Consider the following 25703-nt stretch of genomic DNA (forward strand, 5'->3'; position numbering starts at 1 on the left):
TTGCTGCTATAGTAATATTTTTTGAATTTAAAAAGGAAGAATATGACAAAACGTCATATTATTTGGATTTTTTACGCTCTTTTTGCATTCTTTTATACTCTTTTTCAAACTTTTTACGACGAGCATAGGAGAGATGGTCGATAAACAAGATACCCTCCAGATGATCCATCTCGTGTTGAATGGCTATAGCTAAAAGGCCATCTGCATCAAGTGTTTTCGTGTTGCCTTCTCTGTCTTGATAATTGATCGTTATCATATCATGGCGCTTCACATCTTCATAAAACTGGGGAACACTCAAACAACCCTCCTGATAAGTTGTCTCTCCCGCTTTGGATACAATGACGGGGTTGATGATCTCAAGAAGATTTTCAGGGTGCTGTTCACCCTCTTCATCTGGCAGATTGATAACAAGTGCCCGAATCGGATGAGCGACCTGAATAGCGGCAAGTCCGATACCATTCGTCTCTATCATAAACGGGTGCATCGCATCAAGCAATTCATGTAGTTTTTCATCAAAAACTTTTACCTCTTGGGATTTTTGACGCAGTCTTTTATCTGGATATTCGACTATTTGTAACTTCATTTTCTTTAAATATATTCCTATTTTCTCAGTGACACTGCATAGTCTGTATTTTTCAATTCATACGCTTTTTCAATTCCGTCAAGCGCGCTTACCACAATCTCTTCAACAGAAAATTCCGGATCAATATCTGTCACACCGATAGAGATTTTCAACTGTATCTCACGGTCAGCCAAAAAGAAGTTAGAATTTGAAACAAGCTCGCAAAGACGCTCACTCGCTTTTTTCGCACTCTCTATATCTGTATGTTTTAAAAGCATTGAAAAGACACCGTTGCCGTAATGCGCGACAATATCACTTCTGCGTGAAGTTTTTAACAACAATCGTGCAATTGTTCGTATCATCAAAAGAACCGCTTTGTCATTTTTAACGCTCTTTTTAAGTTCACGGGAGAGTTCTATCATGATCAAAGAACTTTTATGATGAAACTCTTTGATAAGTCCCATCTCCTGTTCGATTTTCGTTAAGAGGTAGCGTTTATTATAAACGCCGAACTGATTGTCAAAGATAGTTTCATTTTCAACGTTTTTAACAATCTTGGCAGTATCGTCGTAGATGGAACGCATCTGCGTACTTTGCGTTTTTAAAATGGAGTTGAGTTTTGTGACATCGTTTTCCAAGGTGGAGATAATCGCTAAAGCCTCTTTCGCTTCAGGTTTATCTGCAAGCTCCTCTTTTCTCTTCTCCAAGATCTTTGTCATAAGTGACATATTCTTGTAAAGATTCGCCGTAACACCCAAGATGCCTTTTATCGAACTAAATCCCTGTTTTAAACTTTGTTCAAGTGCGATGGTGTTTTCATCGTCATTATTCTCTTCAAGTTCCAAAATAGAGTGAATCTGTTTACGAAGGTTTTCACTTTTATCTTCTAAAAGTCTGTCAAAGTAAAGTGAAAAGTTATTTGGTGTCGGAGGAAGATTATCGGCTATGAGTGCATTTAAGACCTCTTTGGCATAAATCTCTATATCACTTGACGGATTATCCATATCAAGAGCACTAATGACAGGCATATCTACTTCAGAACTCGTTTCATCAATATTTCTACGACTTTTCTTTCTCTTTAGTGTACCTGCCATTATTAAATCCTTTACTCTTTATCGCTCTTTGTAAGAACTTCGTCAATCATTCCGTACTCCTGTGCTTCTGCTGCACTCATGAAATTGTCACGGTCTGTATCGGCTTCGATTGTTTTGATATCCTGTCCTGTATTTTTTGACAAAATCTCATTGAGTTCTTTTTTCATACGAAGAATCTCTTCTGCCTGAATTGCGATATCAGTCGCCTGACCCTGTGCACCGCCAAGTGGCTGGTGAATCATAATACGGGCATGCGGCAGCGCATAACGCTTGCCTTTCTCTCCTGATGACAGCAAGAACGCACCCATAGATGCCGCTTGACCAATACAGATAGTTGCGACATGAGGACGGATGTAATTCATAGTATCATAGATCGCCATTCCTGCTGTTACAACACCGCCCGGAGAGTTGATGTAGAAGTAGATATCTTTCTCAGGATCTTCCGCTTCAAGGAACAAGAACTGCGCAACAATAGTCGAAGCGACAGCATCATTCACTTCACCGCTGAGCATAACGATGCGATCTTTTAAAAGACGTGAATAGATATCGTAAGAACGCTCACCGCGCCCTGTTTTTTCAACTACATAAGGAATATAACTCATATTACTCTTCTATCTTCTTGTTTAAAAGTGTGCTTAACACTCTGTCTTCTACCATAGACATTTGAATAGCCGGAAGGTATCCTGCATCTTTGTAGCTTTCATATGCTTTTTGCGGATCTTGACCCATTTGCATTGCTTCAAAGTAGATAGTCTGCATAACTTCCTGTTCTTCGACTTTTACACCAAGCTTTTGAGCAAGTGCGTCAATGATAAATGTAGCTTTTACACTTTTTTCTGCATCTGCTCTAAATGTTTCACGAAGTTCTTCTAATTTCTTAGGGTTTTCACGAAGCTCTTTAATCTCATCTTCGCTCATTTCAGAAGCTTTTTTGTTTACAGCCATGTCAATCTCTTGTTCTACAACGAACTCTGGAAGATCAAAGTCAAGTTTTTCAACCATCGCTTCTAAAAGTTTAGGTTTTAGCTCATCATTGTAAAGTTTTGCAAGTTTCTCCTGCTCGATCGCTTTTTTCACTTCAGCTTTTAACTCATCTAAAGTAGCGTCCTCTTTTTGTAAAAGTTTTTGTGCAAGTTCGTCATTTACTTCCACCTCATCTTTTACTTTTACCTGATTAACTTTTACTTTGAACATCGCTTCTTTACCGGCAAGTTCTTTTGAACCGTAGTTCTCAGGGAAAGTTACGTTAAGTTCAACTTCTTCGTCACGTTTTACGCCGATAAGCTGGTCTTCAAAACCTGGAATGAACTGACCTGAACCTAAAAGAAGCTCGAATCCTTCAGCTTTTCCGCCTTCGAATGCTTTTCCGTCAACAAAACCTTCAAAGTCGATAACAGCAGTATCACCTTCTTTCATTTTACGGTTACGTTTGATGTTTACAAGCGGTGCCTGACCTTCAGCGATCTCTTTGATTCTCTCTTCAACCTCTTTGTCGCTTACTTCGGGTTTTTTAAAGTCTGGAACCAAAGCATCAACATCGTCCAAATTGATTTCAGGACGCATAGCAACTTTTACAGCTACTTCGATTTTGTCATCGCTTTTGTCAAATTTTGAGATAGTCGGCTCACCGATTAGTGACTCGTTAGCGATTTTTAATTCATCAAGCCCTTTTGAGAGCACCTCACGCAATGCTTCTGCTTCTGCATCTTCAACAAGTTTTTGTCCATACTGTTTTTTGATGATTGCAACAGGAACTTTCCCTTTTCTAAACCCTTGAACATTAGCAGTTTTAGAAAGTTGTTTTGCAATTTTCTCTACGTTAGCGTTTACCTCATCTGTTGAGATTGTCGCTTCGATTTCAGCATTTGCGCCATTAATTTTGTTTGCTTTGATTTCCATCAATTTCCTTCGCACTATATTATTTTGGGCAATTATACCAAAATTGAACTAACTTTTACATAACTGTGGTTTAAAGTTTAAAATAAGCAGCCATACAACAGCCAAATCTATCATCACATCGGCAAAATTAAAGACAGCAAAATTAAAACCGCAGTGCCAGTAGACCATATCGACCACACCTTCGTGAATGAAACGGTCGTAAATGTTCGAAAAAGCACCGCCGAGCAAAATACCCACAGGCATCGCATAACAAATTTTTCGCAGGTAAATAACATAAATGAGGACACCGGAAACCAAAACAAGCTGAATATATTTTAAATACTCCTGCAAAAAAGCGAACATAGAAAAAGCAACACCCTTATTATATACAAGGATGAGATCGATACACTCCGTATAGTAGCGAAAGCCATCCACAAAGAGTGCTTTGATGTTTTGGTCAATGATGAAAATACCCGCAAGCGAAAAAAGCAGTATTGCTAGCAGTCGCAGTGTATGATTAGTCATTGAGCGCTTTTTTAAAAAAAGAGACAAGGGCATCCATTCGCTCTTGCATCAGTTTGTCATCTTTGGCTTCGAGTAAAACTCTCAGTTTATTCTCTGTTCCCGAGTAGCGGATAAGCTGGCGAATACCCTCTGCTTCTAAAGCATCGAGCTGCTCACGCAGATCGGCAATGTTTTCAAGCGGTTTTTTCTCTTTTACATTCAGATTCACAAGTTTTTGCGGATAGAGGCTAAAAGGTCGCAACACCTCGGAGGCTTTTTTCTTTTTATCGATAATGAGCGCCAAAACAGCAAGCGCTGAGACAAGCCCGTCACCCGTCTTCGCAAAATCATGCATAATGACATGTCCGCTCTGCTCACCACCAAAATTAATACCCTCTTTTTTCATAATCTCAAGCACATTTTTATCACCGACATCTGAACGATGCAGTAAAAGGCCAAAAGATTGCAGATAATCATCCAGCCCTTTGTTGCTCATCACGGTAGCGACGATGCCGTTACCTTTGAGCACACCTCGCTCATGCATATAAACACCAAGCACGCCAAGCAGCTGATCGCCATCGACGACAGCACCCTGTTCATCGACGATGACAACACGGTCTGCATCTCCGTCAAGCGCTATCCCAAGATCGGCTCTGTATTTCACAACGGCATTTTGCAGATCTTTTGTATGCAGCGCTCCACAGTTTTCATTGATGTTGAAACCATCCGGCTGATCATGCAGTACAATCACTTCCGCACCCAGCTCTTCCAAAACGGTAGGCCCTACCTTATACGCCGCTCCATTTGCTGTATCGAGTACAATGCGCATACCCTGTAGCGTCATCTCCACTGGAAACGAGTTTTTGAGCTGAACTATATAACGCCCGATAACATCATCGATGCGTTTTGCCTTTCCTATCTGTTTTCCTGTAACCTGTGCCTCACGCAGTTGATCATCATCAAAAAAGATCGCTTCTATTCTCTCTTCTGTCTCTTTGGAAAACTTATCTCCATGACCGTCAAAAAATTTAATACCATTGTCTTCAAAAGAGTTATGCGAAGCAGAGATCATGATCCCCGCATCACAACGCATATTTTCAGTAATAAAAGCAATGGCAGGAGTAGGCATCGGCCCAACCTCTATTACATCAAAACCAACGGCCGTTAATCCGCTCACAAGTGCATTTTCTATCATGTAGCCGCTGCGACGCGTATCTTTACCGACAAGAATCCTGTTCGTCACAGCCGTTTTTTTCAGGTAAATCCCAGCCGCCATCGCCAGCTTCATAGCAACCTCTGCCCGTAAAAATGAACCCGCCTCACCTCTCACGCCATCAGTACCAAATAGTTTCATATCCACTCCATTTAAAATATTCGATTTGCAGTGCATTTTATAAGATTTACAAAAAGAGACTCAGACCGCAGGGAGGATTTGCTCTCTTTTTGTGAAGCTTATCAAATGCTTATTCCGCAAATTCGACATATTTTACCACCCTTTAACTTAATTTTAATTATCTTTAAGCTATTATTGCGCACTTAAATTCCCAAGAAGGACTAAATAAATGGCAAATCACAAGTCATCAATTAAGAGAATTCGCCAGACTATCGTTCGTACAGAGCGTAATCGTTTCTATAGAACTCGTCTTAAAAACATTGTAAAAGCAGTACGTTCAGCTATCGAAGCTGGTAACAAAGAAGAAGCACAAGCAGCATTCCAAATCGCTAACAAACAAATTCATAAATTCGTTAGCAAAGGTATTCTTAAAAAAGAAACTGCAGCTAGAAAAGTAAGCCGTCTTCACAGAGCTGTAAACGCTATATAAGGCTAACAGCATATGTTAGCAGATAAACTTACCCCGTTTATCAACCGCTATAATGAACTTAGCGATCTGCTAAGTTCTCCTGATATCACCTCTAACATCAAAAAGATGACAGAACTCTCCAAAGAACAATCTTCCCTTTTACCGATCGTTGAAAAAGCAAAAGAGTATAAAGCCCTCATCGAAGAGATAGCAGACTCAAAAGAGATGCTTGGCGATCCGGAGATGGCGGACATGGCAAAAGAGGAACTCAAAGACCTTGAGCCGCAGCTGCCAGAGATTGAAGAGGAGATAAAAATGCTCCTTCTCCCAAAAGATCCAAATGATGATCGTAATATTATCGTCGAACTACGTGCCGGTGCAGGTGGTGATGAAGCAGCTATCTTCGTTGGGGATCTATTTGGTGCATACACTCGATATGCCGATCTCAAAGGATGGAATATCGAGATAATGAGCAGTTCACCGTCAGATGCCGGCGGATACAAAGAGATCATTGCCCTTATCAAAGGTGAACAGGTTTACAGTCGGTTGAAATACGAAGGCGGAACACACCGTGTTCAGCGTGTACCACAAACAGAAAGTCAGGGGCGTGTCCATACATCGGCAATTACCGTAGCGGTTATGCCGGAGGTCGATGATGTTGAGATTGAAATCAATGAAAATGACCTCAAGATAGATGTTATGCGTTCAAGCGGTTGTGGCGGTCAATCGGTCAACACAACAGACTCCGCTGTCCGTATCACACACCTGCCAAGCGGCATCGTTGTAACCAACCAAGACCAAAAATCACAGCACAAAAATAAAGAAAAAGCGATGAAAGTCTTAAAAGCGAGACTTTTTGATCTGCAGATGCAAGAACAACAGTCTGAAAATGCAGCAGAACGTGCGGCACAGGTTGGAACAGGTGATAGAAGCGGTCGTATTCGAACCTACAACTACCCGCAAAACCGCATAAGCGATCACAGAATAAATTTAACGCTTTACCGCTTGAATGAAATTATGAGCGGTGGTCTTTTTGACGAGATCATCGATCCGCTCATAGCGGACCATCAAGCAAAAATAGTAGAAGCAGCAGGGCTATAAGCCTCCGCTTCTTACTTTCTTTTAAGTTTCCCACTCCGTTTCAAACGTTTTTTTCACACGACCTTTAAATGTTATCGTTCTCTCATTCACGCCAAGATAGAGCGTATCACCACTTGTCGGATAAACTTCTATGTTGTTTTGTACCTTTCCCTCTTTGTATGCTCTGTAAAAAGAGGCTGCCATACCCGTTCCGCATGCTAAGGTCTCATCTTCAACACCGCGCTCATATGTTCTCACGCGAAGATTACCGTCAACGACATGCATTACATTGACATTGGCATTGTAAACATAACGCAGCTCACGCGCCTCTTCAATGTCAAACGCTTCAATATTTTCCGTAAAACGCACAAGATGCGGCACACCAGTGTTTATGAGCCACCAGTTGTGCCCATTAAATTCTATAGAGTCATCGATTATCTCAGGCGGTGTGAGTTCTGAGAGTACCATGCCGCTTCTTGGTGTATTGTCCGTCACTTCGGCATTGATAATACCTGCTCCCGTTAAAAAGCTCATCTTTGCAGGAGCAAGATTGTTGTTGTAAGCATAATGTGCACAGGCACGACTGCCGTTACCGCACATATCTGCGTGAGAGCCGTCAGAGTTGTAAAACTCCCACTCGAAATCATACTCTGCGTGAGGCACGACTACTATCAAACCATCAGCACCAATGCCTTCTTGACGATGACAGATCTCTTTTGCAAGATCATAACGCTCTGCTTTTTCATTGGCATGAAAAATTACAAAATCGTTTCCGTTAGCACTGTATTTAGCTACTCGCATCATACTCTCCTACTTTTTATAAATCTTTTTGATTTTATCTACAAACAGTTCCACTTCATTTTGCAAATGTTTGAGATCTTTTGAATTGTCAATAACCCAAGTCGAGCGCTCTTTTTTCTCATCTATCGGCAGCTGTGAAGCGATACGTTTCAATGACTCCTCTTCAGAGTAGCCGTTACGTTTCATAAAACGCTCCAGCTGAATATCTGCAGGGGTATAGACAACGACAGACTCTTGTATGGGATAGTTGGCATTTTCAAAAAAGAGGGGAATATCAATGAGATAGGGGAATTTGAACTTATCCTGCTCCTCACTTCGCTTTTCTATCTCCGCTTTAATTTTTGGATGCAGAAAATCTTCAAGGAGTTTTTTGGCCTCAGGATGAGAAAAGATGTAAGCACCGAGTTTCGCTCTGTCGACTTTGCCAGCTGAAGTTATATACTCTTCTCCAAACGTCTCACGCACCCACTCTTTCGAAGATTCTAATATCTCATGAGAAATAGTATCGGCATCAATGACCCGCATGCCGTTTAAAGCAAGCAAAGAAGCAACGGTGCTTTTACCCGTTGCAATAGAGCCGGTTAGCGCGATAGCATACTCATAAGCCATTAGTTTTTAATGATACCTTTGTAGTTCTTGCGAACATCATTCCCCATTGCAAACGATGCAGGGTGAATGTCAGAGTTGTAATACTCCAGAGAGTCAAGCAGATCCGCACGGTTTAAGATGATATCAGCCGTTGGATGGTACTCTTTGGAAGCAAGCACCGCCGTTGTACAGCCGCCTGAACGAAACGGCATAACAATCTTCGCATATTTTCCTAAAATACTAAAAGTTGTACTATTCTCATCCACATTTTTTAGCGGTGAAACAGGAAGCACTACCAATCCCTCTTCATTAAGAACGCGACTGATGTGTGCAAGCACTGCCGCATCATGCTCAAGCTCTGAGATGACAACATCATATTTATTGTCTTCTACCTCACGTAGAGCATTTGCATCTGCAGAGATCACATCACAACTAATGTCATCGATGTGTTTTTGCACTTCAGCAACAAGCGGTGCTGCATCACTGCTGATAATAAGTACGTTGTTTGGCTCTTTATGTGTACATAATGGCACATGAACCATCATTTCGTTATATCTAAAATCTTTCATTTTTTCCTAATCCTTGTTGGTTTAAACTTATTAACTAGCTCTAACAAGAGGCTCAGAGTGAAGCGAGGATTTGTCCTCGTTTAGAGTTAGCTAATAAGTTGTTTAAGTTGAAAAGGATTTTAGCCACTTTTGGATTAATTTTACTTAATTATAGATATAATTACAACAAATTAATATAAATCTAAAGGTATCACAATGGATTTCAATAAAATCAGAAAGTTCTGTAGAGTATTTCGCATCTTCTTTGGTACTGCACTTATCATTGCAGGCATAGTTACCGGTATCTACTGGTTCTATTTGGGAATCATTCCTCTTATTGCAGGAATTGCGAACTTCTGCCCACTTTGTATTATTTCAAAAAAATGTGATTTACCTCAAGATTCGGAGCAAAAATAATGAGTCAAATTTCCTATAAAGATGCCGGTGTCGATATTGACGCGGGAAACAGTTTTGTTGAAAACATCAAGCCTTTCGTAAAAAAAACAAAAATTCCGGGTGTTCTCGGCGGTATCGGTTCTTTTGCCGGTGCATTTGAACTGCCAAAAAGCTTTAATGAGCCTGTTATGCTGGCAGCAACTGATGGTGTGGGTACAAAACTCAAACTCGCAATCGACAGCGGTATTCATAACACTGTGGGAATCGACCTCGTTGCAATGTGTGTCAATGACCTTATCTGTAACTTTGGAACACCGAGCTTCTTTCTAGATTATTACGCAACAGGTAAACTCGATGTCAATGTCGCTACAAATGTTGTAGCCGGCATTGCAGAGGGCTGCGTGAGAAGTGAATGTGCACTTATCGGCGGTGAAACTGCTGAGATGCCTGGAATGTACTCCGAAGATGATTATGACCTTGCCGGTTTTGCCGTAGGTGTTGCTGAGAAATCTGAAATGGATAGGGTTAGTCTTGTAAAACCAGGACATAAACTTATAGCACTTCCGAGTTCAGGTCTTCACTCAAACGGTTTTTCACTTGCACGAAAAGTTCTTTTTGAAAAAATGGGCATGAAGTTTGAAGATGATTTCAATGGAAAACCATTAATAGAAACACTTTTAACACCTACAAATATCTATGTCAAAACATTCAAAGCTCTCAAAAACGAGATCGTAGCGATGGCACACATAACAGGCGGTGGTATAGTTGAAAACCTTCCACGTGTACTTCCTGAGAATTTAATGGCAGAAGTAAAAGAAGATGCTGTTAAAGTGCTTCCTATCTTCGAGCTGATGAGCAAACATGTTGCACGGGATGAAATGTTTAGAGCATTCAATATGGGTGTCGGTATGATTCTTGTCGTTGATGAAAAAGACGTTGAAAAAGTTCTCGCTACTGCAGAAGGTTCTTATCTTATTGGTGAGATTAAAGAAGGCAAACACCAAGCAAAAATGATTTAATATACAGGCAAGGTTACACAGCCTTGCTTCTAAAAATAACCGCACTTAAAAAATACTTCCAACAAAAATAGACAATTTATTCCACAATCAAAAGCAATATTTTACATTTATTAAAAACTACCAAAGAGTAAGAAGTAAATTTTTTGTTAAAAAGACTCTATTTGAAAAGAAAAGATAAAAAGGTAGAAAAATACCGCCGAAAGGCGGTATTAAAGAAAGGAGAATTATTAACTATTGCTTACTAGAAGTCGTAATTTAACTGAAGACTCACACCTGTTTGAGAGTGTTTTGTAGTAATATCTTGAGCTGCAAAGTTAGTATATGTATTAGTCTCTTCGGCTGCATATGTAAATGCCGCATCTACAGATGCTTTATCACTTACATTATAAGTACCACCAATTGCATAGTGAGATTGAACAATTGCAGGGAAACCTAAAAGATTGAAAGTATTAATTACACCACCTGTTAAACCAGCACTATTTGGAGTAGCATTTTTTTGCTCACTAATTGGGCTTGAAGCATAGTTATAACCTGCACGAGCAGCCCAGTTTTTTGTTTTATATTCATAACCAATTGAAATTACATCTTGGTCATCCCATGCAAAATCTTCATAACCCTTTGCATCTGACCATTTAATTCTTTTATAATCAAGGGCAACTGTACTTTCACCAAATGCATAACTTGCACCTAAGCCAATTTGAGCTGGTGTTGACAGTTTGTCATTATCATAAGCACCAGCACTAAAGTTGCCGATTACATCTGAAAAACCTTTATATTCCATATCAATAGCGGATGTATAAACTGCACCTATCGTTAAAGCATCAAAAGTATATGCTGCACCGATGTTATATCCAAATGCTAAATCCTGAGCTACACCCATTCCAGTAGCCATTGGTGCTCCAGTATAAACATAATTAATATCTAGAGAACCATATTGTAAGATAGGAGTAATAGCTACGCTGAATCCATCAGTTGTATATGCCAAAGGTACACCAAATTGCATTAACTGAAGATTAGTAACCATGTTAAGTTGAGTTCCACCAGCCGTATCAATTTTAGCATCACGATAATCAACACCCATACCGCCTGTTCCCCACATACCTACACCTACATAAAAATTATCATTAATTTTAGTAGCTAAAGATATTTCAGGAATAACGTTTATGTCTGCATCACTGTCAGAACTTGAAGCCCCACCACCAAGATTATTTTCATTTTTAACATCCGGCATAAAAATAGTACCACCAAAAGAAATCTCGGTAGATTTAACAGTAGTAATTAAAGCCGGGTTAGTTAATGCGGATTCAGCACCATGGCTCATACCGATTCCAGTACCAGCCATACCACGTGCTTTAGCACCCATACCGATTAATGCTGCACCGTTTGTTGCGAATGCAGAAGTTGCACCTAAAGCTAAAGCAGCTACAACTGCTAATTTAATTGTTTTTTTCATTTTCTCTCCTCAGAGTTATCAAAATATTGAGATAGCAAAAGCTATTTCGATTGCAAGCATTATAGGAGATAAAAATTTAAGTGAATCTTAAATGAAAAGTAAATGATATAAAAAAATATTATAATTGCAATAAAAATAGTTAGTATTATAGTCTATAGTATTTTTGTACATAAATATAATTAATAATAGTGGCTTTTTCGGGTGAAATATCAATAATTATGATAAAAAACATCATATTTAGTAGGAAAGTCAGTAAAAAAAGAATTGTGATAAAAAAATAACAATGTGCAGATTTGTAACATTTTTCTCACAATATCATCACAGAAATGTATGTTGACAGTATAATCTGAAAGTGTAAAAAGAGTATAAATTATTTTTAGTTAAATGTAAAAGTGATTGTAAATAAATAAAAGTAGAAAGAAATTGATCAACTAGGCAGCGACCTACATTCCCACACCTGAAAGATGCAGTATTATCAGCGATGAGAGGCTTAGCTTCTGGGTTCGGAATGGGACCAGGCGTTTCCCTCTCTCTATAGCCACCTAGACAAGATCAAGTATAAATTCATTGGAGTAATGAACTTATATTTGACCTTGAAGGATCATAAGAGTTGAAGTAACTCATTAAATATCAATCGTTCTGCGGCTAAACCGCGATACCCCCGTTGCTAAAGCATAAGTGGGGTAAAAGTCAACATACTAAAGAACTTGTTTCAAGATTCTTCTTATTTGTGTAATCTATTCGTACACTAAATAAGGTAGTGAAGCAACAGCGTTCGTAAGAACATAAAAAAAGACAAACGACCTATTAGTACTGGTCAGCTAAACGCATTGCTGCGCGTACACATCCAGCCTATCAAGCTTGTAGTCTTCAAGCGGTCTTCAGGGATTGTTCATCTTGGAGTTGGCTTCCCGCTTAGATGCTTTCAGCGGTTATCTCATCCGAACGTAGCTACCCAGCTATGCCCTTGGCAGGACAACTGGTGCACCAGTGGTTCGTCCAACCCGGTCCTCTCGTACTAGGGTCAGCTCTCCTCAACAATCCTACGCCCACGGAAGATAGGGACCGAACTGTCTCACGACGTTCTGAACCCAGCTCGCGTACCGCTTTAAATGGCGAACAGCCATACCCTTGGGACCTGCTCCAGCCCCAGGATGCGATGAGCCGACATCGAGGTGCCAAACCTCCCCGTCGATGTGAGCTCTTGGGGAGATCAGCCTGTTATCCCCGGCGTACCTTTTATCCTTTGAGCGATGGCCCTTCCACACAGAACCACCGGATCACTATGACCGTCTTTCGACTCTGCTCGACTTGTATGTCTCACAGTCAGGCTGGCTTATGCCATTATACTCTACGGTGGATTTCCAACCCACCTGAGCCAACCTTTGTAAGCCTCCGTTACTTTTTAGGAGGCGACCGCCCCAGTCAAACTACCCACCAGACATTGTCCTCGCACGAGATAATCGTACGGAGTTAGCTATCAGAATATTCAAGGGTGGTATCTCAAGGATGCCTCATCATAATCTGGCGACTATGAATCAAAGGCTCCCACCTATCCTGCACATGAATATCCCAATAGCAGTGTCAAGCTATAGTAAAGGTGCACGGGGTCTTTCCGTCTTTCCGCGGGTAGGAGGAATTTTCACCTCCACTACAATTTCACTGGATCCCTTGTTGAGACAGCTCCCATCTCGTTACGCCATTCATGCAGGTCGGTATTTAACCGACAAGGAATTTCGCTACCTTAGGACCGTTATAGTTACGGCCGCCGTTTACTCGGGCTTCAATTCATGCCTTCGCTAATGCTAAGCAATCCTTTTAACCTTCGAGCACCGGGCAGGCGTCACACCCTATACATCCACTTACGTGTTAGCAGAGTGCTGTGTTTTTGGTAAACAGTCGGGAGGGACTCTTTGCTGCGACCCAGAGATGCTTTGGAGAGTAAATCTCCTAACATCAAGGGCACACCTTATACCGAAGATACGGTGCTAGTTTGCAGAGTTCCTTAACAAGGGTTCATCCACGCGCCTTAGAATACTCATCTCACCCACCTGTGTCGGTTTACGGTACGGGCGACATACCATCTCGTTTAGAGGCTTTTCTCGGCACGACAGTATCGACGATTCAGTTCGCTCTCCGAAGAGATTGAACTGCCTGTCGGGTCTCGGTCGAATGTGAAGCGGATTTGCCTACTTCACAACCTACACCCTTCGAGCCACTATTCCATCAGTGACCTCGTCTAACTCTATGCGTCCCCCCATCACTCAAATGATGATATGTCGGTATCGGAATATTAACCGATTTGCCATCGTCTACCCCTTTCGGACTCGACTTAGGTCCCGACTAACCCTACGATGACGAGCATCGCGTAGGAAACCTTGGGTTTTCGGCGAAGAAGATTCTCACTTCTTTTCTCGCTACTCATGCCTGCATGCTCACTTCCATCCGCTCCAGTGCTCCTTACCGGTACACCTTCAACGCTGAATGGAACGCTCTCCTACCACTCATAGTAAACTATGAATCTAGAGCTTCGGTGCGTATCTTAGCCCCGTTATATTTTCGGCGCAGAATCGCTAGACCAGTGAGCTGTTACGCTTTCTTTAAAGGATGGCTGCTTCTAAGCCAACCTCCTGGTTGTCACAGCAACTCCACATCCTTTTCCACTTAGATACGACTTTGGGACCTTAGCTGCTAGTCTGGGTTGTTCCCCTCTCGACATAGGATTTTATCACCCTACGCCTGACTCCCGAGGTTACACGTATAGTATTCGGAGTTTGATAGGGTTTGGTACCGCGGTAAGCAGCCCTAGCCCTGTCAGTGCTCTACCCCTATACGCTAATGCTCGAGGCTATACCTAAATATATTTCGGAGAGAACCAGCTATCACTGAGTTTGATTGGCCTTTCACCCCTATCCACAAGTCATCCGAGGAATTTTCAACTTCCACCGGTTCGGTCCTCCACTGGCTCTTACACCAGCTTCAACCTGCTCATGGATAGATCACTCAGTTTCGGGTCTGCAGCATCTGACTATGTCGCCCTATTAAGACTCGCTTTCGCTACGGCTTCTCGTTCGATTAACCTTGCCAGATACCACAACTCGCAGGCTCATTATGCAAAAGGCAGTCCGTCACACTTATTTAATAGTGCTCCGAATGATTGTAAGCCATAGGTTTCAGGTTCTATTTCACTCCGCTCACCGCGGTCCTTTTCACCTTTCCCTCACGGTACTTGTTCGCTATCGGTCTAGTAGTAGTATTTAGGGTTGGAGGGTGGTCCCCCATATTCAGTCAAGATAACACGTGTCCCGACCTACTCATTCCTTACCTTAGTTCCACACAAATGTTTTCGCTTACGGGAGTATCACCCTCTATGCTCTGACTTTCCAGACAGTTCTGCTAACAAATGTGCTAAATGTAAGTGCCCTATTCCAATTTCGCTCGCCGCTACTCTCGGAATCTCGTTTGATTTCTTTTCCTGCAGGTACTGAGATGTTTCACTTCCCTGCGTTCGCCCCCGAAGGTGACATGACTCGCGCCATGCCGGGTTGCCCCATTCAGAAATCCCCGGATCAAAGCTTCTTGGCAGCTCCCCGAGGCTTTTCGCAGCCTAGTACGTCTTTCATCGCCTCTACTAGCCAAGGCATCCACCTATGGCCCTTAATATCTTTTATTCTATATTGCGTTCACTACCTTATTTAATGTACTATCTCTAATACAACAAACAAGATTGAATGAATCCATTTTTTTGTAGTTATTTAGTTTATAATTAAATCTCTTTAATTATATGTTGTTGACTTTAACAATTGTAATTTAATGAACTTTTGGTTTAAAAACCAAATATAAACTTTCTAACTTTGAAAGCTTATATTTAGTTTTAGCAAAAACTTGTTTTTGTGCTAGTTGTATTTGAAAAGGTGACGAAGCGTACTAAAGTACGTGAGTTAACTTTTCAGATGCAAATAGTGCAAAAATGGTGGGCCTACCAGGACTTGAACCTGGGACCTCACCCTTATCAGGGGTGCACTCTAACCAGCTGAGCTATAGGCCCTTGATATAATCGAATGTCAAATGAACACAGATCACTGAAAACTAAGCAAGCAAGCAGACTGAAGTAACTAATATCTCTGTGAGATTCTTTTGTGTTGAGCCGATCAAACGAATGATCGCTCTTTACTCTAGAAAGGAGGTGATCCAACCGCAGGTTCTCCTACGGTTACCTTGTTACGACTTCACCCCAGTCGCTAATTCCACCGTAAGCGGTAGCCCCCCGAAGGTTGGCTTCCCGATTTCGGGTGAAATCAACTCCCATGGTGTGACGGGCGGTGAGTACAAGACCCGGGAACGTATTCACCGTAGCATTGCTGATCTACGATTACTAGTGATTCCAGCTTCATGGAGTCGAGTTGCAGACTCCAATCCGAACTGAGAGACGCTTTAAGTGATTAGCTCCACCTCGCGGTATCGCAACACTCTGTACGCCCCATTGTAGCACGTGTGTAGCCCTAGCCATAAGGGCCATGATGACTTGACGTCGTCCTCACCTTCCTCCTCCTTGCGAAGGCAGTCTCCTTAGAGTGCTCAGCCGAACTGCTAGCAACTAAGGACGAGGGTTGCGCTCGTTGCGGGACTTAACCCAACATCTCACGACACGAGCTGACGACAGCCGTGCAGCACCTGTTTTCGAGTTCCCCGAAGGGCACCCCGCCATCTCTGGCAGGTTCTCTCAATGTCAAGGCTAGGTAAGGTTCTTCGCGTATCTTCGAATTAAACCACATGCTCCACCACTTGTGCGGGTCCCCGTCTATTCCTTTGAGTTTTAATCTTGCGACCGTACTCCCCAGGCGGAACACTTAATCTGTTAAGTGCATCACCGAGATGACTAGCATCCCGACGACTAGTGTTCATCGTTTAGGGCGTGGACTACCAGGGTATCTAATCCTGTTTGCTCCCCACGCTTTCACGCCTTAGCGTCAGTTATGTTCCAGCAGATCGCCTTCGCTTTCGGTATTCCTAGTGATATCTACGGATTTTACCCCTACACCACTAATTCCATCTGCCCCTCCCATACTCTAGGTTAGTAGTTTCAAATGCAGTTCTACAGTTAAGCTGTAGGATTTCACATCTGACTTACCAACCCGCCTACGCGTCCTTTACGCCCAGTGATTCCGAATAACGCTTGCACCCTCCGTATTACCGCGGCTGCTGGCACGGAGTTAGCCGGTGCTTATTCATATGCTACCGTCATTTTCTTGACATATAAAAGGAGTTTACACACCGAAATGCGTCATCCTCCACGCGGCGTTGCTGCATCAGGGTTTCCCCCATTGTGCAATATTCCTCACTGCTGCCTCCCGTAGGAGTCTGGTCCGTGTCTCAGTACCAGTGTGGCGGATCATCCTCTCAAACCCGCTACCCGTCATCGCCTTGGTGAGCTCTTACCTCACCAACTAGCTGATAGGATATAGGCCGATCCCTTGGCGGAATCCATTTCCCGATTCATCTTTTGATGAAAAGGAGTATCCAGTATTAATCACCGTTTCCAGTGGCTATCCCGGTCCAAGGGGCACATTACCTATATATTACTCACCCGTGCGCCACTCGTCAGCAGAGAAGCAAGCTTCTCTCTGTTACCGTTCGACTTGCATGTGTTAAGCACGCCGCCAGCGTTCATTCTGAGCCAGGATCAAACTCTCCATAATTGTTTATGAAAAGATAAATAAATTTAATTACTGATCTTTGCCCAAGATTTAAAAATCATTGGCTTTGTTAAGACATTAAGAGTGCTTAAGCTCTTAATGAATATAGTTATCTATTACTATAGGGAAACTAACTATATCAATAGCTAGAATTCAAATAGAATAGACGGTTGTTGTTTTATTAGTTATTTCTAAATAAGATTTAACTGATAGTTACATCAGTCTCTCTTACTTGCTTAGTTTTCAATGATCTCAAACTGATTCAAGCGGCTTCAACTCGAAGTCTCTCTAGGCCTTTAAACAAGGTCTCTCTGTTTGTGGATGGGAATTATAGGAGATTTTAACTTCAATGTCAATAGTTTTTCAAAAGAATTTCAAATTTCTTTCAAACCTGTTTCTTATGGAATTTGTTTTCCTTATCATACGATTCATAATATACATATATTATATATTGTAAGCACTGTAGTTTACCAAACGTTGCTATCTATTAACTATTTATCTATAAAATTCATCTAAATAAAAATATCTATTGATTTTAAATCTTTAGAAAAAGGAATACAATATGGGACTTTATGATCGTGATTATGCAAGAGGAAACTCTTACATGTATGAAACTGCACATCGCTCTGAAGCACAGATTGTCTCTTTTGTAAAAGAGACATATAAGCTTTTTGCCGCATCTATGATGGCAGGAGCTGTTGGTGCTTATGTTGGTGTGCCTTTGGCAGCCAGTATATCTGGTATGATATGGCCGCTCTTCTTTTTGGAGATCGGCCTTTTAATAGGACTACAGTTTGCAAAGAACAAGCCGGGAATTAACCTGCTTGTTATGTTTGCTTTCGTTTTTGTTACAGGCATCACTACCGCACCGTTATTGGCATATACACTCGGGATGGCCGGTGGAGGTATTATCATCGGTAATGCCTTTGCTATGACAGCTGTTGTTTTTGGTGCAATGAGTTTCTTTGCTATCAAAAGTACAAAAGATTTCAGTGGATATGGAAAACCTTTAATGATCGCTCTTTTTGTGATCATCGGTTTTTCAATACTAAACATGTTTCTTGGTAACCCAATGCTGCAAATCATCATTGCCGGTGCAGTGGTCATTCTCTTTAGCATCTTGGTTATCTACGATACACAAAATATTATGAATGGAGCGTATGAGACTCCAATTGACGGTGCAATCGCTCTTTATTTAGACTTTCTAAATATCTTCATTGCACTTTTACAACTCTTCGGCATCTTTGGAAATGAAGAGTAACCTTCTTTCACCTGAGATCTATCGGGTGATCGATGCCAACCTCAACCGTCTCAAAGAGGGCATACGTGTCGTTGAAGACATCATGCGATACAGAGACAACAACAAAGAACTTTCAAAAAAACTCAAATCACTTCGCCATCAAGCAAGAATTACAGAAACAAAAGAACTCTTAAAAAATCGTGACAGTATAAATGACGTACTGCGCTCTTCAACAAAAAGTGAGCAGACACGTTCTGATATCCAAAGTATTTTAAGCGCAAACTTTAAAAGAGCAGAAGAATCGGCACGGGTTTTAGAAGAGATATTTAAACTCGAAGATATAGAGCGTAGCGAAAACTTCAAAACAATCCGCTATGAGCTCTATAATTTAGAAAAAGAGATAATCCTCAGTGAGCAATAAAAGCCACTTCAAACTCTAAATAATCCAATGGATACTCTGCCATCAGTTTTTTAGTTTCTTTATAGCTAAGAAGTTTGCGTGAGCCACTGACACCGCTTTTTTTGATATAACGAAACATCTCACGTACACTTTCAAACGCAAGTCTGTATTGCACCACTTCGAACGCTGCATCAGGAAAATATTTTTTCTGCAATTGTTTTATCTCTTTGCGTGAGCGCAGCAGTGGTTCAAGTCCTGCGGTATCATTGAGTGTCTGAAAAGTACCTGCCGTAAATATTGCCAAAGCAACAGGTGTATGCAAAGTGCTAATATTTCTAAATACATTGTCAAGATCATCCGCCCACTGAAGCGCTGATGCGGAGAGGACATAATCAAAAACATACGTACGCAGATGCTCAAAAAGCATTGCATCGTTGAAATTACCGTAAATACACTCTACATGTTCTGCTTTTGGATGCAACTCCAGCATACCTGGTGCAAAATCAACTCCAACAAAATGTTTTACTTTCCACTCTATCTTTTTAAAAAGCGCACCGCTACCACAGCCAAGATCAAGAATTTTCTTTGGTTTTTGCTTTACAAACTCCAGCAGTTTGTCGGCTACCTGTTCCTGAATAACATTATACTTCCCATAATGGGCGGCATATTTTGAAAATTCTGTTGATATTTTCATTTTTTGTTTATAATCAGTGAAATAACGAAGACAACGATCACTGAAAGAACTATCGTTGCACCCGAAGGCAGAGAGTAGTAATACGAAAGGCTCATACCGAAGATCACGCTAAAAAGCGCAAAGAAGAGAGAGATGAGCATCGTATTTCTAAAGCCGACTCTATACTGCAAAGCGGCAACTGTTGGGATCACCATCAATGCACCTATAAGCAAAGACCCAACAACGCGAATAGAGAGTGCAATAATAATGGCAACGACAGTAACAAGTAAAAAGTTTAGAAATTTGACCTTTATACCACTTGTTTTTGCCACCTCTTCATCATAGGCGATAAAATAGAGTTCTTTTGAGAAAAGAAGTAAGAACAGCAATGAGATGGAGCCAAAAATGATAATAGTAATAACATCGCTGTCACTTACAGATAAGATAGAACCAAACAGATAAGAAAAAAGCGAGTTGTTAAAAGCACCACCGAGCGAGACAATAATGACAGCAAGAGCCAAAGAACCAGATAGAAGGATTGCCAAAATCGCATCAGAGTAAAGTTCAAAAGAGCTTCTAAGGTATTCTATAAGCCATGCAGAAGCTATCGCTACAACAACAGCAACCCAAAGAGGATTATAACCTGCAACCAAACCGACAGCGACACCGACTAAAGCCGAATGCGCCAAAGTCTCACTAATGAGAGAGTATCTGCGAAGCACGACAAAGGTACCGCTTAGTGACGCAAGGATGGCTATAAAAACTCCTGCTATGAAAGCTCTTTGCATAAACTCGTATGAAAACATCTCAATCATTTTTTATCCTAGTGCTCATGCTTGTGATTATGTATCAAATGGGCATCAATACCGTAAAGTTCACTCATCTCTTCACAGGAGAGTGCCTTTTTTGGATCATTGCAGATCGTCGCTTTTTGATTGATAGTGAACAGTCTGCCAATATCATCGGCAATAACACCGATATCATGGGTAATAAAAAGGATTGTCATCCCATCTTCTTTGTTCAGCTTGGCAAGCAGTTTGTAAAAACGCTGCTGTGAGACCACATCAACTCCTGTATTTGGTTCATCAAGAATGAGTATCTCAGGTGATGATGCAAGAGCGCGGGCTATCATAACACGCTGACGCTGCCCGCCGGAGAGTGTACCTACCATTTTATCTTTAAGATCCAGAATATCCATCTTGAGCATGGCATCTTCTACGACATGCTTGTCTTCCTGACTTGTGCCGGCAAAGATGCCTCTCTTGGCAATGCGTCCCATTTTAACGATATCTTCCACTGTTGCCGGAAAATTGGCATCGACATGAGAAGCACGCTGTGGGACATAGCCTATTTTATACCACTCTTTAAAAGATCTGAGTTTTTTTCCAAAAAGGCGTATCTCACCGGATGTTGGTTTCTCCAAGCCCAAAAGCATACGAATGAGTGTTGTCTTTCCACCGCCGTTTGGCCCGATGATAGCTATATACTCACCATTAAAAATTTGAAAATTGATATTTTGCAAAACACTCTGCCCATGAACAATGAAGCTGAGATTTTTGACATCAAAGATAGGGACTTTGAACTTTAGTTGCACACAAGAGCCTTAGAGAGTTTGTCAAGATTTCTGTACATGATATCTTCATAGCTTAGATGTGCTGCAGCTTCATCTTTCGTGATATTGCCAAGCGGCTGAAAAACTTCAAGGTCGATATGCGTATCCTTGGCTATTCTTTTTATGACTTTGTCATTGACAAAATGCTCAAAAAAGATAGTTCTCACGCCCTCTTTTTGAATGTCATCCATAATTCTTGTCACATCTTTTGCACTCGGCTGCGCTTCAGGAGATAATCCCGTTAAAGACTCCACATGAAAACCATAGTTGCGTGAGAGGTAACCAAGGGCATTGTGACTTACAACGACAGTATCGGCTTTGCATGACGAAAGTTTTGTTCTATATGCTTTATCAAGCTTTTGAAGCATTGCGATATAGCGTTTTTTATTTTCTTCATAATACGCTTTATTCTCCGGAAGCAGTTTTGACAATGCTGCTGTTATCACAACGGTCATGCGCTGCATATTTGCAAAGTCCAGCCAATAATGCGGATCGGTCATATTGTGAATGCAGTCCGGACCATGATGGTCATGCAGTTCATGTTCGTCTTCTCCAAGCTTGCGTAGTCTGACATACTTACTCATGTCAATCATCTTATCTCTGTTTTTAAAGCCGTGCACCCATGGCTCAAGTCCTGCTCCACTGTAAATAAGAAGAGAACTCTTTTCTATTTTTGCCATAAGACGTGGTGTGGGCTCAAAGCTGTGCGGATCGACACCAAAAGGAAGTATATGTACTACTTCCACGGTATCACCTGCAATATGTTTGGTGATATCGTATAAAGCGAATGTCGTTACAGCGACGATCGGCTTTTTATTTTTCTCTTTGCCTGTGTCATATGAGATAAAAAGAAGCAAAACCGCAATAGCTGTAACAAGAACAATTCCAATAATCTTCAAATTTTTCACGCAGACATCCTCAACATAAGTTCTTCGTTATTATACCCAAGATAAGCTATAGTTTGATAATATAAGTTTTTTTAGATATAATTCGCCACTTTATTATAGGAAATATATATGACCACAAGTCTTTTACTTATCGTTCAGATCGTACTCGTCATCATCTTGGTGATCGCTGTACTTTTACAAAAGAGCTCAAGCATTGGTTTAGGTGCTTACAGCGGTTCGAATGAATCTGTTTTCGGTGCAAAAGGTCCAAACAGCTTCTTAGCCAAAGCTACATTCACGATTGGATTTTTATTTGTTCTCAATACAATCACACTTGGGTACATGTACTCAAAAGCAGCACAGTCCTCTGTCGTTGACGAGGTTGTAGAAAATACAAATGTTGCAGCACCGACACTGCCAACAATGCCTGCCAAAGAAACAAATAGTTCAAAATAGGGAGAAAAAGAGTATGCTAGAAGAGATATTTAACGAATGTGAAACAAAGATGCAAGGTGCTATAGAGCACATGCAAAGAGAGTTCAAAACACTTAGAACAGGGAAGGTTACAACCTCTGTTTTAGATAATGTAAAAATCGACTACTATGGTACTCCGACTCCGCTTGATCAGGTTGGATCAGTGATTGCGACAGATGCGACGACTATCGTTGTCAATCCATGGGAGAAAAATCTTCTTGGTGATATCGAATCTGCAATACAAGCTGCAAACATCGGTGTCAATCCCAACAATGACGGTGATGTCATCAAACTTTTCTTCCCGCCAATGACTGTTGAACAGCGTCAAGAAGCTGTAAAACAGATGAAAGGCATGGGTGAAAAAGCAAAAGTTTCTATAAGAAATGACAGACGTGACGCTAACGACAAGATCAAAAAACTTGAAAAAGATAAAGAGATCACACAAGATGATTCCAAATCTGCTCAAGACAACGTTCAAAAAATCACTGACAAATACATCGCAAAAGTTGACGGCATCTTAAAAGATAAAGAAGCTGAAATTCTAAAGGTTTAATCACGCCAAAGGAAGTAATTCCTTTGCCTACGCTAACGCTTGGTTCTCTTCGGCAGAGAGCCCTCGCACCATAGGTGCTCTTAAAAAACTATACAATTAGGAAAAAAATGAACATCAAACAAATATATATGGATGCAGATGCTCTTTTAGAGGGGCATTTTAAACTCAGCAGCGGTAATCATTCACAATTTTATCTTCAGTCTGCAAAAGTTTTGGAAGATCCTAAGACAGCAAAACTTTTAGCCGATGAACTTGCAAAGCAGATCAAAGCTAGCGGTCTTGAGATAGATACTGTTTGTGCGCCTGCTCTTGGCGGGCTTATCGCCGGCTTTGCACTTGCAACCGCTCTTGATGTCCGCAGCATTTTTGCAGAAAGAGTTGATGGTAAAATGACAATTCGCCGCGGTTTTGAGATAAAACCGGGTGAAAAAGTGCTTATGTGTGAAGATATCATTACAACCGGCGGCAGCGCAATGGAAGCGGCAGCCGTTGTCAAAGAGCTTGGTGGAGAGATCGTCGGTGTAGCAGCACTTGCAAATCGTGGTTTTTGCCACAGAGAAGGCAGTGACGTTGAAACAAAACCTAACTGTAAGCTACCGCAGGATATTCCATTTTTCGCTCTGGCTGACTTTACTTTTGAGATGTATTCACCTGATGAATGTCCACTTTGTAAAGATGGCAGCGAAGCTATCAAACCGGGTTCAAGAGGCAACTAAGACCTCTTTGACCTTAGAACTTGAGCTGACAGCTCATTGCCCTCTCGACCAACACTCTCGCTATCTCTACTTTTCCATCGACGATTAGCGGACTTTTTAATTTTTTGAGCCTTACTCTTTCTTCTTTTGATATCACTTTTACTATGATATTGGCCTCTTTTGTCTGTTCTATAATTGCTTCGCAGATCAGTTGTTTCTTCTCCGGATTATCCAGCGTTACAATGACCGCTGCCGAATCCTTTACATGAAGCGCTTCAATAATGGAACGTTTTGACATATCCCCAAGATAGGCTTCTATGCCCTTTTTAAGCGCCTCTTTTACATGTTTTGGAGAATTGTCTATAACAATATATTCCATTCCGTACTCATCTAAATGTTTTGCGACAAATTTTCCTACTACACCGTATCCACACACAATAATATGATCTTTGCGCTCATGCATATCCACTACTTCAGGGATAGAGGATTTGGAACGGATAATAATCTCCGCTATTTTTTTAACGTGTGGAATAAAAAACGGAGTGACGATCATTGAAAATATTACGACAAGCACCATCAGTGATGCCAATTGCTCATCCATAAGTTGATTTGCACTTGCAAGAGCAAAAATAACAAAAGAGAACTCACCGACCTGTGCAAGTGCCAACCCTGTTTTTAAACCTGTCAAAGGTTTATATGTCAAAGCAACGACAAGAAAAGTCACGAAAGTCTTTAAAATGAACACCATGATAAATACAAGAACAATCGTAGAGAAATTGTCATAAAGCATCTGAAGGTCAATCTTCATACCGACAACAACAAAGAATGTTCCCAAAAGAAGATCTTTAAACGGCGCAATATCTGCCTCTACCTTATAGTGATAACGTGTTTCGGCGATGATCATTCCGGAGATAAAGGCACCCAAAGAGTATGTAAATCCCATAAAATCAGCAAGCAGTGATGTAGCAGTCACTATAAAAAGAACGGAAGCCATAAAAAGCTCATCAAGCTCACTTGTTGCCGAAAAATGTAAAAGCCACTCGATAAGCTTGCGTCCTATGGTAAACATAAAGGCTAAAACGATAAAAGCACTGATAAAGGTATATAATAAAATTGTGCTGATATCTTGATCCGCTTTATTTGACAAAAAACCTATGAGAATGAGAATAGGGATGACCGCAATATCCTGAAAGATCAGTATTCCTGTCGCTCTTTGTCCGTAAGAGGTGTATATCTCTTTAGACTGTTTCAAATAGGTAAGCACTACAGCCGTTGATGAGAGTGCAAAAGCCAAAGCTATCATCAAAGCAGACCGTAAATCAATGTTGAAAATATAGTGTGAAACAGTAAAAACAGCAACAGCGGTTAAAACAACCTGAGCAATACCGTTGCCAAAAATAAGCATTTTCATCGTTCTCATTTTACTTAGCGATATCTCCAAACCTATGGTAAACATCAAAAAAACAATACCAAACTCACTAATAAATTCAAGTTCGTGGGAATGAGCAGCGTGCTGCAGATGGAATAGATAGCTGATAAATGTACCTGTAAAGATATACCCTATGATAAGTGATATCTTTAATTTTTTAAACACTATGTTTAAAATCGTTGATAAACCAAGGGCAGCTACCAAATACAAGAGAACATTATCCAAATTTTTTCCTTGCTGTTTTCTTTTTGTCATTATATACTATATTTTAAGTGATGTTAGAATATAATCGCATAAATATTTATCGACGAGGTTTTGG

Annotated in this window: 24 protein-coding genes, 1 tRNA gene and 3 rRNA genes; 9 read left to right on the top strand and 19 right to left on the bottom strand. The window is 41.0% G+C overall.

All coding sequences use genetic code 11. The annotated features are described in order from the left end of the window. Positions 1–58 precede the first annotated feature (58 nt). Genes def through glmM form a run of 6 tightly spaced genes read right to left on the bottom strand, consistent with a single transcriptional unit; the run spans position 59 to position 5392 of the window. Positions 59–583: a peptide deformylase gene (def, locus tag FM071_RS10175; RefSeq protein ID WP_193110883.1), complete on the bottom strand. Its 525-nt coding sequence runs from the start codon at positions 581–583 to the stop codon at positions 59–61. Positions 584–600: 17 nt separating this feature from the next. Beyond that, complete coding sequence (locus FM071_RS10180) at positions 601–1656, bottom strand: GGDEF domain-containing protein (protein WP_193110884.1); 1056 nt, start codon at positions 1654–1656, stop codon at positions 601–603. An 11-nt stretch (positions 1657–1667) separates the two neighbouring features. Then, on the bottom strand, positions 1668–2258 hold the full coding sequence (clpP, locus tag FM071_RS10185; protein ID WP_193110885.1) for an ATP-dependent Clp endopeptidase proteolytic subunit ClpP: 591 nt from the start codon (positions 2256–2258) through the stop codon (positions 1668–1670). 1 nt (position 2259) lies between these two features. Then, positions 2260–3555, bottom strand: a complete 1296-nt coding sequence (tig, locus tag FM071_RS10190; protein ID WP_193110886.1) for a trigger factor — start codon at positions 3553–3555, stop codon at positions 2260–2262. A 48-nt stretch (positions 3556–3603) separates the two neighbouring features. Beyond that, positions 3604–4059 (bottom strand): signal peptidase II, encoded by a 456-nt coding sequence (lspA, locus tag FM071_RS10195; RefSeq protein WP_193110887.1) that lies wholly within the window; start codon positions 4057–4059, stop codon positions 3604–3606. Further along, positions 4052–5392: a phosphoglucosamine mutase gene (gene glmM / locus FM071_RS10200; RefSeq protein ID WP_193110888.1), complete on the bottom strand. Its 1341-nt coding sequence runs from the start codon at positions 5390–5392 to the stop codon at positions 4052–4054. Before glmM ends, lspA begins: the two co-directional genes overlap by 8 nt. Before the next feature lie 208 nt (positions 5393–5600). On the opposite strand from glmM, the gene rpsT reads away from it, so the two are divergent. Further along, entirely contained in the window at positions 5601–5861 is a 261-nt protein-coding gene (gene rpsT / locus FM071_RS10205; RefSeq protein ID WP_193110889.1) for a 30S ribosomal protein S20, read from the top strand. A gap of 12 nt (positions 5862–5873) precedes the next feature. Then, complete coding sequence (gene prfA / locus FM071_RS10210; RefSeq protein WP_193110890.1) at positions 5874–6941, top strand: peptide chain release factor 1; 1068 nt, start codon at positions 5874–5876, stop codon at positions 6939–6941. A gap of 21 nt (positions 6942–6962) precedes the next feature. On the opposite strand, the gene dapF is transcribed toward prfA, so the two are convergent. The 3 genes from dapF to FM071_RS10225 are packed head-to-tail and all read right to left on the bottom strand — an operon-like array spanning position 6963 to position 8878. Continuing rightward, entirely contained in the window at positions 6963–7721 is a 759-nt protein-coding gene (gene dapF, locus FM071_RS10215) for a diaminopimelate epimerase (protein ID WP_193110891.1), read from the bottom strand. Between the two features lie 9 nt (positions 7722–7730). Further along, on the bottom strand, positions 7731–8330 hold the full coding sequence (coaE, locus tag FM071_RS10220; RefSeq protein WP_193110892.1) for a dephospho-CoA kinase: 600 nt from the start codon (positions 8328–8330) through the stop codon (positions 7731–7733). After that, positions 8330–8878: a spermine/spermidine synthase domain-containing protein gene (locus tag FM071_RS10225; protein WP_193110893.1), complete on the bottom strand. Its 549-nt coding sequence runs from the start codon at positions 8876–8878 to the stop codon at positions 8330–8332. The genes coaE and FM071_RS10225 overlap by 1 nt, the downstream gene beginning before the upstream one ends. Positions 8879–9073: 195 nt before the next feature. Between FM071_RS10225 and FM071_RS10230 the strand changes: the two genes are divergently transcribed. Both FM071_RS10230 and purM read left to right on the top strand, forming a co-directional pair. Further along, entirely contained in the window at positions 9074–9274 is a 201-nt protein-coding gene (locus tag FM071_RS10230; RefSeq protein WP_193110894.1) for a YgaP family membrane protein, read from the top strand. Then, the gene (gene purM / locus FM071_RS10235; RefSeq protein ID WP_193110895.1) at positions 9274–10272 is read left to right on the top strand and encodes a phosphoribosylformylglycinamidine cyclo-ligase; all 999 of its coding nucleotides are present in this window, start codon (positions 9274–9276) and stop codon (positions 10270–10272) included. The genes FM071_RS10230 and purM overlap by 1 nt, the downstream gene beginning before the upstream one ends. 241 nt (positions 10273–10513) lie before the next feature. On the opposite strand, the gene FM071_RS10240 is transcribed toward purM, so the two are convergent. The 5 genes from FM071_RS10240 to FM071_RS10260 all read right to left on the bottom strand — a co-directional run bounded on the left by FM071_RS10240 (position 10514) and on the right by FM071_RS10260 (position 17424). After that, complete coding sequence (locus tag FM071_RS10240) at positions 10514–11725, bottom strand: OmpP1/FadL family transporter (RefSeq protein ID WP_193110896.1); 1212 nt, start codon at positions 11723–11725, stop codon at positions 10514–10516. A 430-nt stretch (positions 11726–12155) separates the two neighbouring features. Continuing rightward, positions 12156–12271, bottom strand: a 5S ribosomal RNA gene (rrf, locus tag FM071_RS10245). 240 nt (positions 12272–12511) lie between these two features. Continuing rightward, positions 12512–15396, bottom strand: a 23S ribosomal RNA gene (locus tag FM071_RS10250). Between the two features lie 300 nt (positions 15397–15696). Beyond that, positions 15697–15773 (bottom strand) — tRNA-Ile (locus tag FM071_RS10255). A 131-nt stretch (positions 15774–15904) separates the two neighbouring features. After that, positions 15905–17424, bottom strand: a 16S ribosomal RNA gene (locus FM071_RS10260). The 16S, 23S and 5S rRNA genes sit together here with 1 tRNA gene alongside, the layout of an rRNA operon. Before the next feature lie 559 nt (positions 17425–17983). On the opposite strand from FM071_RS10260, the gene FM071_RS10265 reads away from it, so the two are divergent. Further along, complete coding sequence (locus FM071_RS10265; protein ID WP_193110897.1) at positions 17984–18682, top strand: Bax inhibitor-1/YccA family protein; 699 nt, start codon at positions 17984–17986, stop codon at positions 18680–18682. Next, entirely contained in the window at positions 18672–19082 is a 411-nt protein-coding gene (locus FM071_RS10270; protein ID WP_193110898.1) for a thiamine-phosphate pyrophosphorylase, read from the top strand. Before FM071_RS10265 ends, FM071_RS10270 begins: the two co-directional genes overlap by 11 nt. On the opposite strand, the gene FM071_RS10275 is transcribed toward FM071_RS10270, so the two are convergent. From FM071_RS10275 to FM071_RS10290, 4 genes are read right to left on the bottom strand one after another with little or no spacing between them, the layout of a single operon-like run. Further along, on the bottom strand, positions 19069–19755 hold the full coding sequence (locus FM071_RS10275) for a methyltransferase domain-containing protein (protein ID WP_193110899.1): 687 nt from the start codon (positions 19753–19755) through the stop codon (positions 19069–19071). The genes FM071_RS10270 and FM071_RS10275 overlap by 14 nt on opposite strands. Beyond that, on the bottom strand, positions 19752–20549 hold the full coding sequence (locus tag FM071_RS10280) for a metal ABC transporter permease (protein WP_193110900.1): 798 nt from the start codon (positions 20547–20549) through the stop codon (positions 19752–19754). Before FM071_RS10280 ends, FM071_RS10275 begins: the two co-directional genes overlap by 4 nt. Positions 20550–20557: 8 nt before the next feature. Continuing rightward, complete coding sequence (locus FM071_RS10285; RefSeq protein ID WP_193110901.1) at positions 20558–21328, bottom strand: metal ABC transporter ATP-binding protein; 771 nt, start codon at positions 21326–21328, stop codon at positions 20558–20560. Beyond that, positions 21319–22254, bottom strand: coding sequence for a metal ABC transporter substrate-binding protein (locus FM071_RS10290; protein WP_193110902.1), 936 nt, complete (start codon positions 22252–22254; stop codon positions 21319–21321). Before FM071_RS10290 ends, FM071_RS10285 begins: the two co-directional genes overlap by 10 nt. 108 nt (positions 22255–22362) lie before the next feature. Between FM071_RS10290 and secG the strand changes: the two genes are divergently transcribed. From secG to pyrE, 3 genes are all read left to right on the top strand, one after another. Continuing rightward, positions 22363–22689, top strand: coding sequence for a preprotein translocase subunit SecG (gene secG / locus FM071_RS10295; protein WP_193110903.1), 327 nt, complete (start codon positions 22363–22365; stop codon positions 22687–22689). A gap of 13 nt (positions 22690–22702) precedes the next feature. Further along, positions 22703–23260 (top strand): ribosome recycling factor, encoded by a 558-nt coding sequence (gene frr / locus FM071_RS10300; RefSeq protein WP_193110904.1) that lies wholly within the window; start codon positions 22703–22705, stop codon positions 23258–23260. Between the two features lie 107 nt (positions 23261–23367). Continuing rightward, positions 23368–23976, top strand: a complete 609-nt coding sequence (gene pyrE / locus FM071_RS10305; RefSeq protein ID WP_193110905.1) for an orotate phosphoribosyltransferase — start codon at positions 23368–23370, stop codon at positions 23974–23976. 13 nt (positions 23977–23989) lie between these two features. Here pyrE and FM071_RS10310 read toward each other — a convergent pair whose 3' ends face one another. Continuing rightward, on the bottom strand, positions 23990–25639 hold the full coding sequence (locus FM071_RS10310; protein WP_226960534.1) for a cation:proton antiporter: 1650 nt from the start codon (positions 25637–25639) through the stop codon (positions 23990–23992). Between the last annotated feature and the right edge of the window lie 64 nt (positions 25640–25703).

Source organism: Sulfurimonas paralvinellae, assembly GCF_014905135.1.
Classification (GTDB): Bacteria; Campylobacterota; Campylobacteria; order Campylobacterales; family Sulfurimonadaceae; genus Sulfurimonas; species Sulfurimonas paralvinellae.

Coding starts and splice junctions, on each gene's coding strand:
- FM071_RS10230 (WP_193110894.1), top strand. CDS start 9,074: ATGGATTTCAATAAAATCAGAAAGTTCTGTAGAGTATTTCGCATCTTC.
- prfA (WP_193110890.1), top strand. CDS start 5,874: ATGTTAGCAGATAAACTTACCCCGTTTATCAACCGCTATAATGAACTT.
- purM (WP_193110895.1), top strand. CDS start 9,274: ATGAGTCAAATTTCCTATAAAGATGCCGGTGTCGATATTGACGCGGGA.
- rpsT (WP_193110889.1), top strand. CDS start 5,601: ATGGCAAATCACAAGTCATCAATTAAGAGAATTCGCCAGACTATCGTT.
- tig (WP_193110886.1), bottom strand. CDS start 3,555: ATGGAAATCAAAGCAAACAAAATTAATGGCGCAAATGCTGAAATCGAA.
- FM071_RS10310 (WP_226960534.1), bottom strand. CDS start 25,639: ATGACAAAAAGAAAACAGCAAGGAAAAAATTTGGATAATGTTCTCTTG.
- clpP (WP_193110885.1), bottom strand. CDS start 2,258: ATGAGTTATATTCCTTATGTAGTTGAAAAAACAGGGCGCGGTGAGCGT.
- def (WP_193110883.1), bottom strand. CDS start 583: ATGAAGTTACAAATAGTCGAATATCCAGATAAAAGACTGCGTCAAAAA.
- secG (WP_193110903.1), top strand. CDS start 22,363: ATGACCACAAGTCTTTTACTTATCGTTCAGATCGTACTCGTCATCATC.
- FM071_RS10270 (WP_193110898.1), top strand. CDS start 18,672: ATGAAGAGTAACCTTCTTTCACCTGAGATCTATCGGGTGATCGATGCC.
- FM071_RS10265 (WP_193110897.1), top strand. CDS start 17,984: ATGGGACTTTATGATCGTGATTATGCAAGAGGAAACTCTTACATGTAT.
- FM071_RS10275 (WP_193110899.1), bottom strand. CDS start 19,755: ATGAAAATATCAACAGAATTTTCAAAATATGCCGCCCATTATGGGAAG.
- FM071_RS10180 (WP_193110884.1), bottom strand. CDS start 1,656: ATGGCAGGTACACTAAAGAGAAAGAAAAGTCGTAGAAATATTGATGAA.
- FM071_RS10240 (WP_193110896.1), bottom strand. CDS start 11,725: ATGAAAAAAACAATTAAATTAGCAGTTGTAGCTGCTTTAGCTTTAGGT.
- coaE (WP_193110892.1), bottom strand. CDS start 8,330: ATGGCTTATGAGTATGCTATCGCGCTAACCGGCTCTATTGCAACGGGT.
- dapF (WP_193110891.1), bottom strand. CDS start 7,721: ATGCGAGTAGCTAAATACAGTGCTAACGGAAACGATTTTGTAATTTTT.
- frr (WP_193110904.1), top strand. CDS start 22,703: ATGCTAGAAGAGATATTTAACGAATGTGAAACAAAGATGCAAGGTGCT.
- lspA (WP_193110887.1), bottom strand. CDS start 4,059: ATGACTAATCATACACTGCGACTGCTAGCAATACTGCTTTTTTCGCTT.
- pyrE (WP_193110905.1), top strand. CDS start 23,368: ATGAACATCAAACAAATATATATGGATGCAGATGCTCTTTTAGAGGGG.
- FM071_RS10225 (WP_193110893.1), bottom strand. CDS start 8,878: ATGAAAGATTTTAGATATAACGAAATGATGGTTCATGTGCCATTATGT.
- glmM (WP_193110888.1), bottom strand. CDS start 5,392: ATGAAACTATTTGGTACTGATGGCGTGAGAGGTGAGGCGGGTTCATTT.
- FM071_RS10280 (WP_193110900.1), bottom strand. CDS start 20,549: ATGATTGAGATGTTTTCATACGAGTTTATGCAAAGAGCTTTCATAGCA.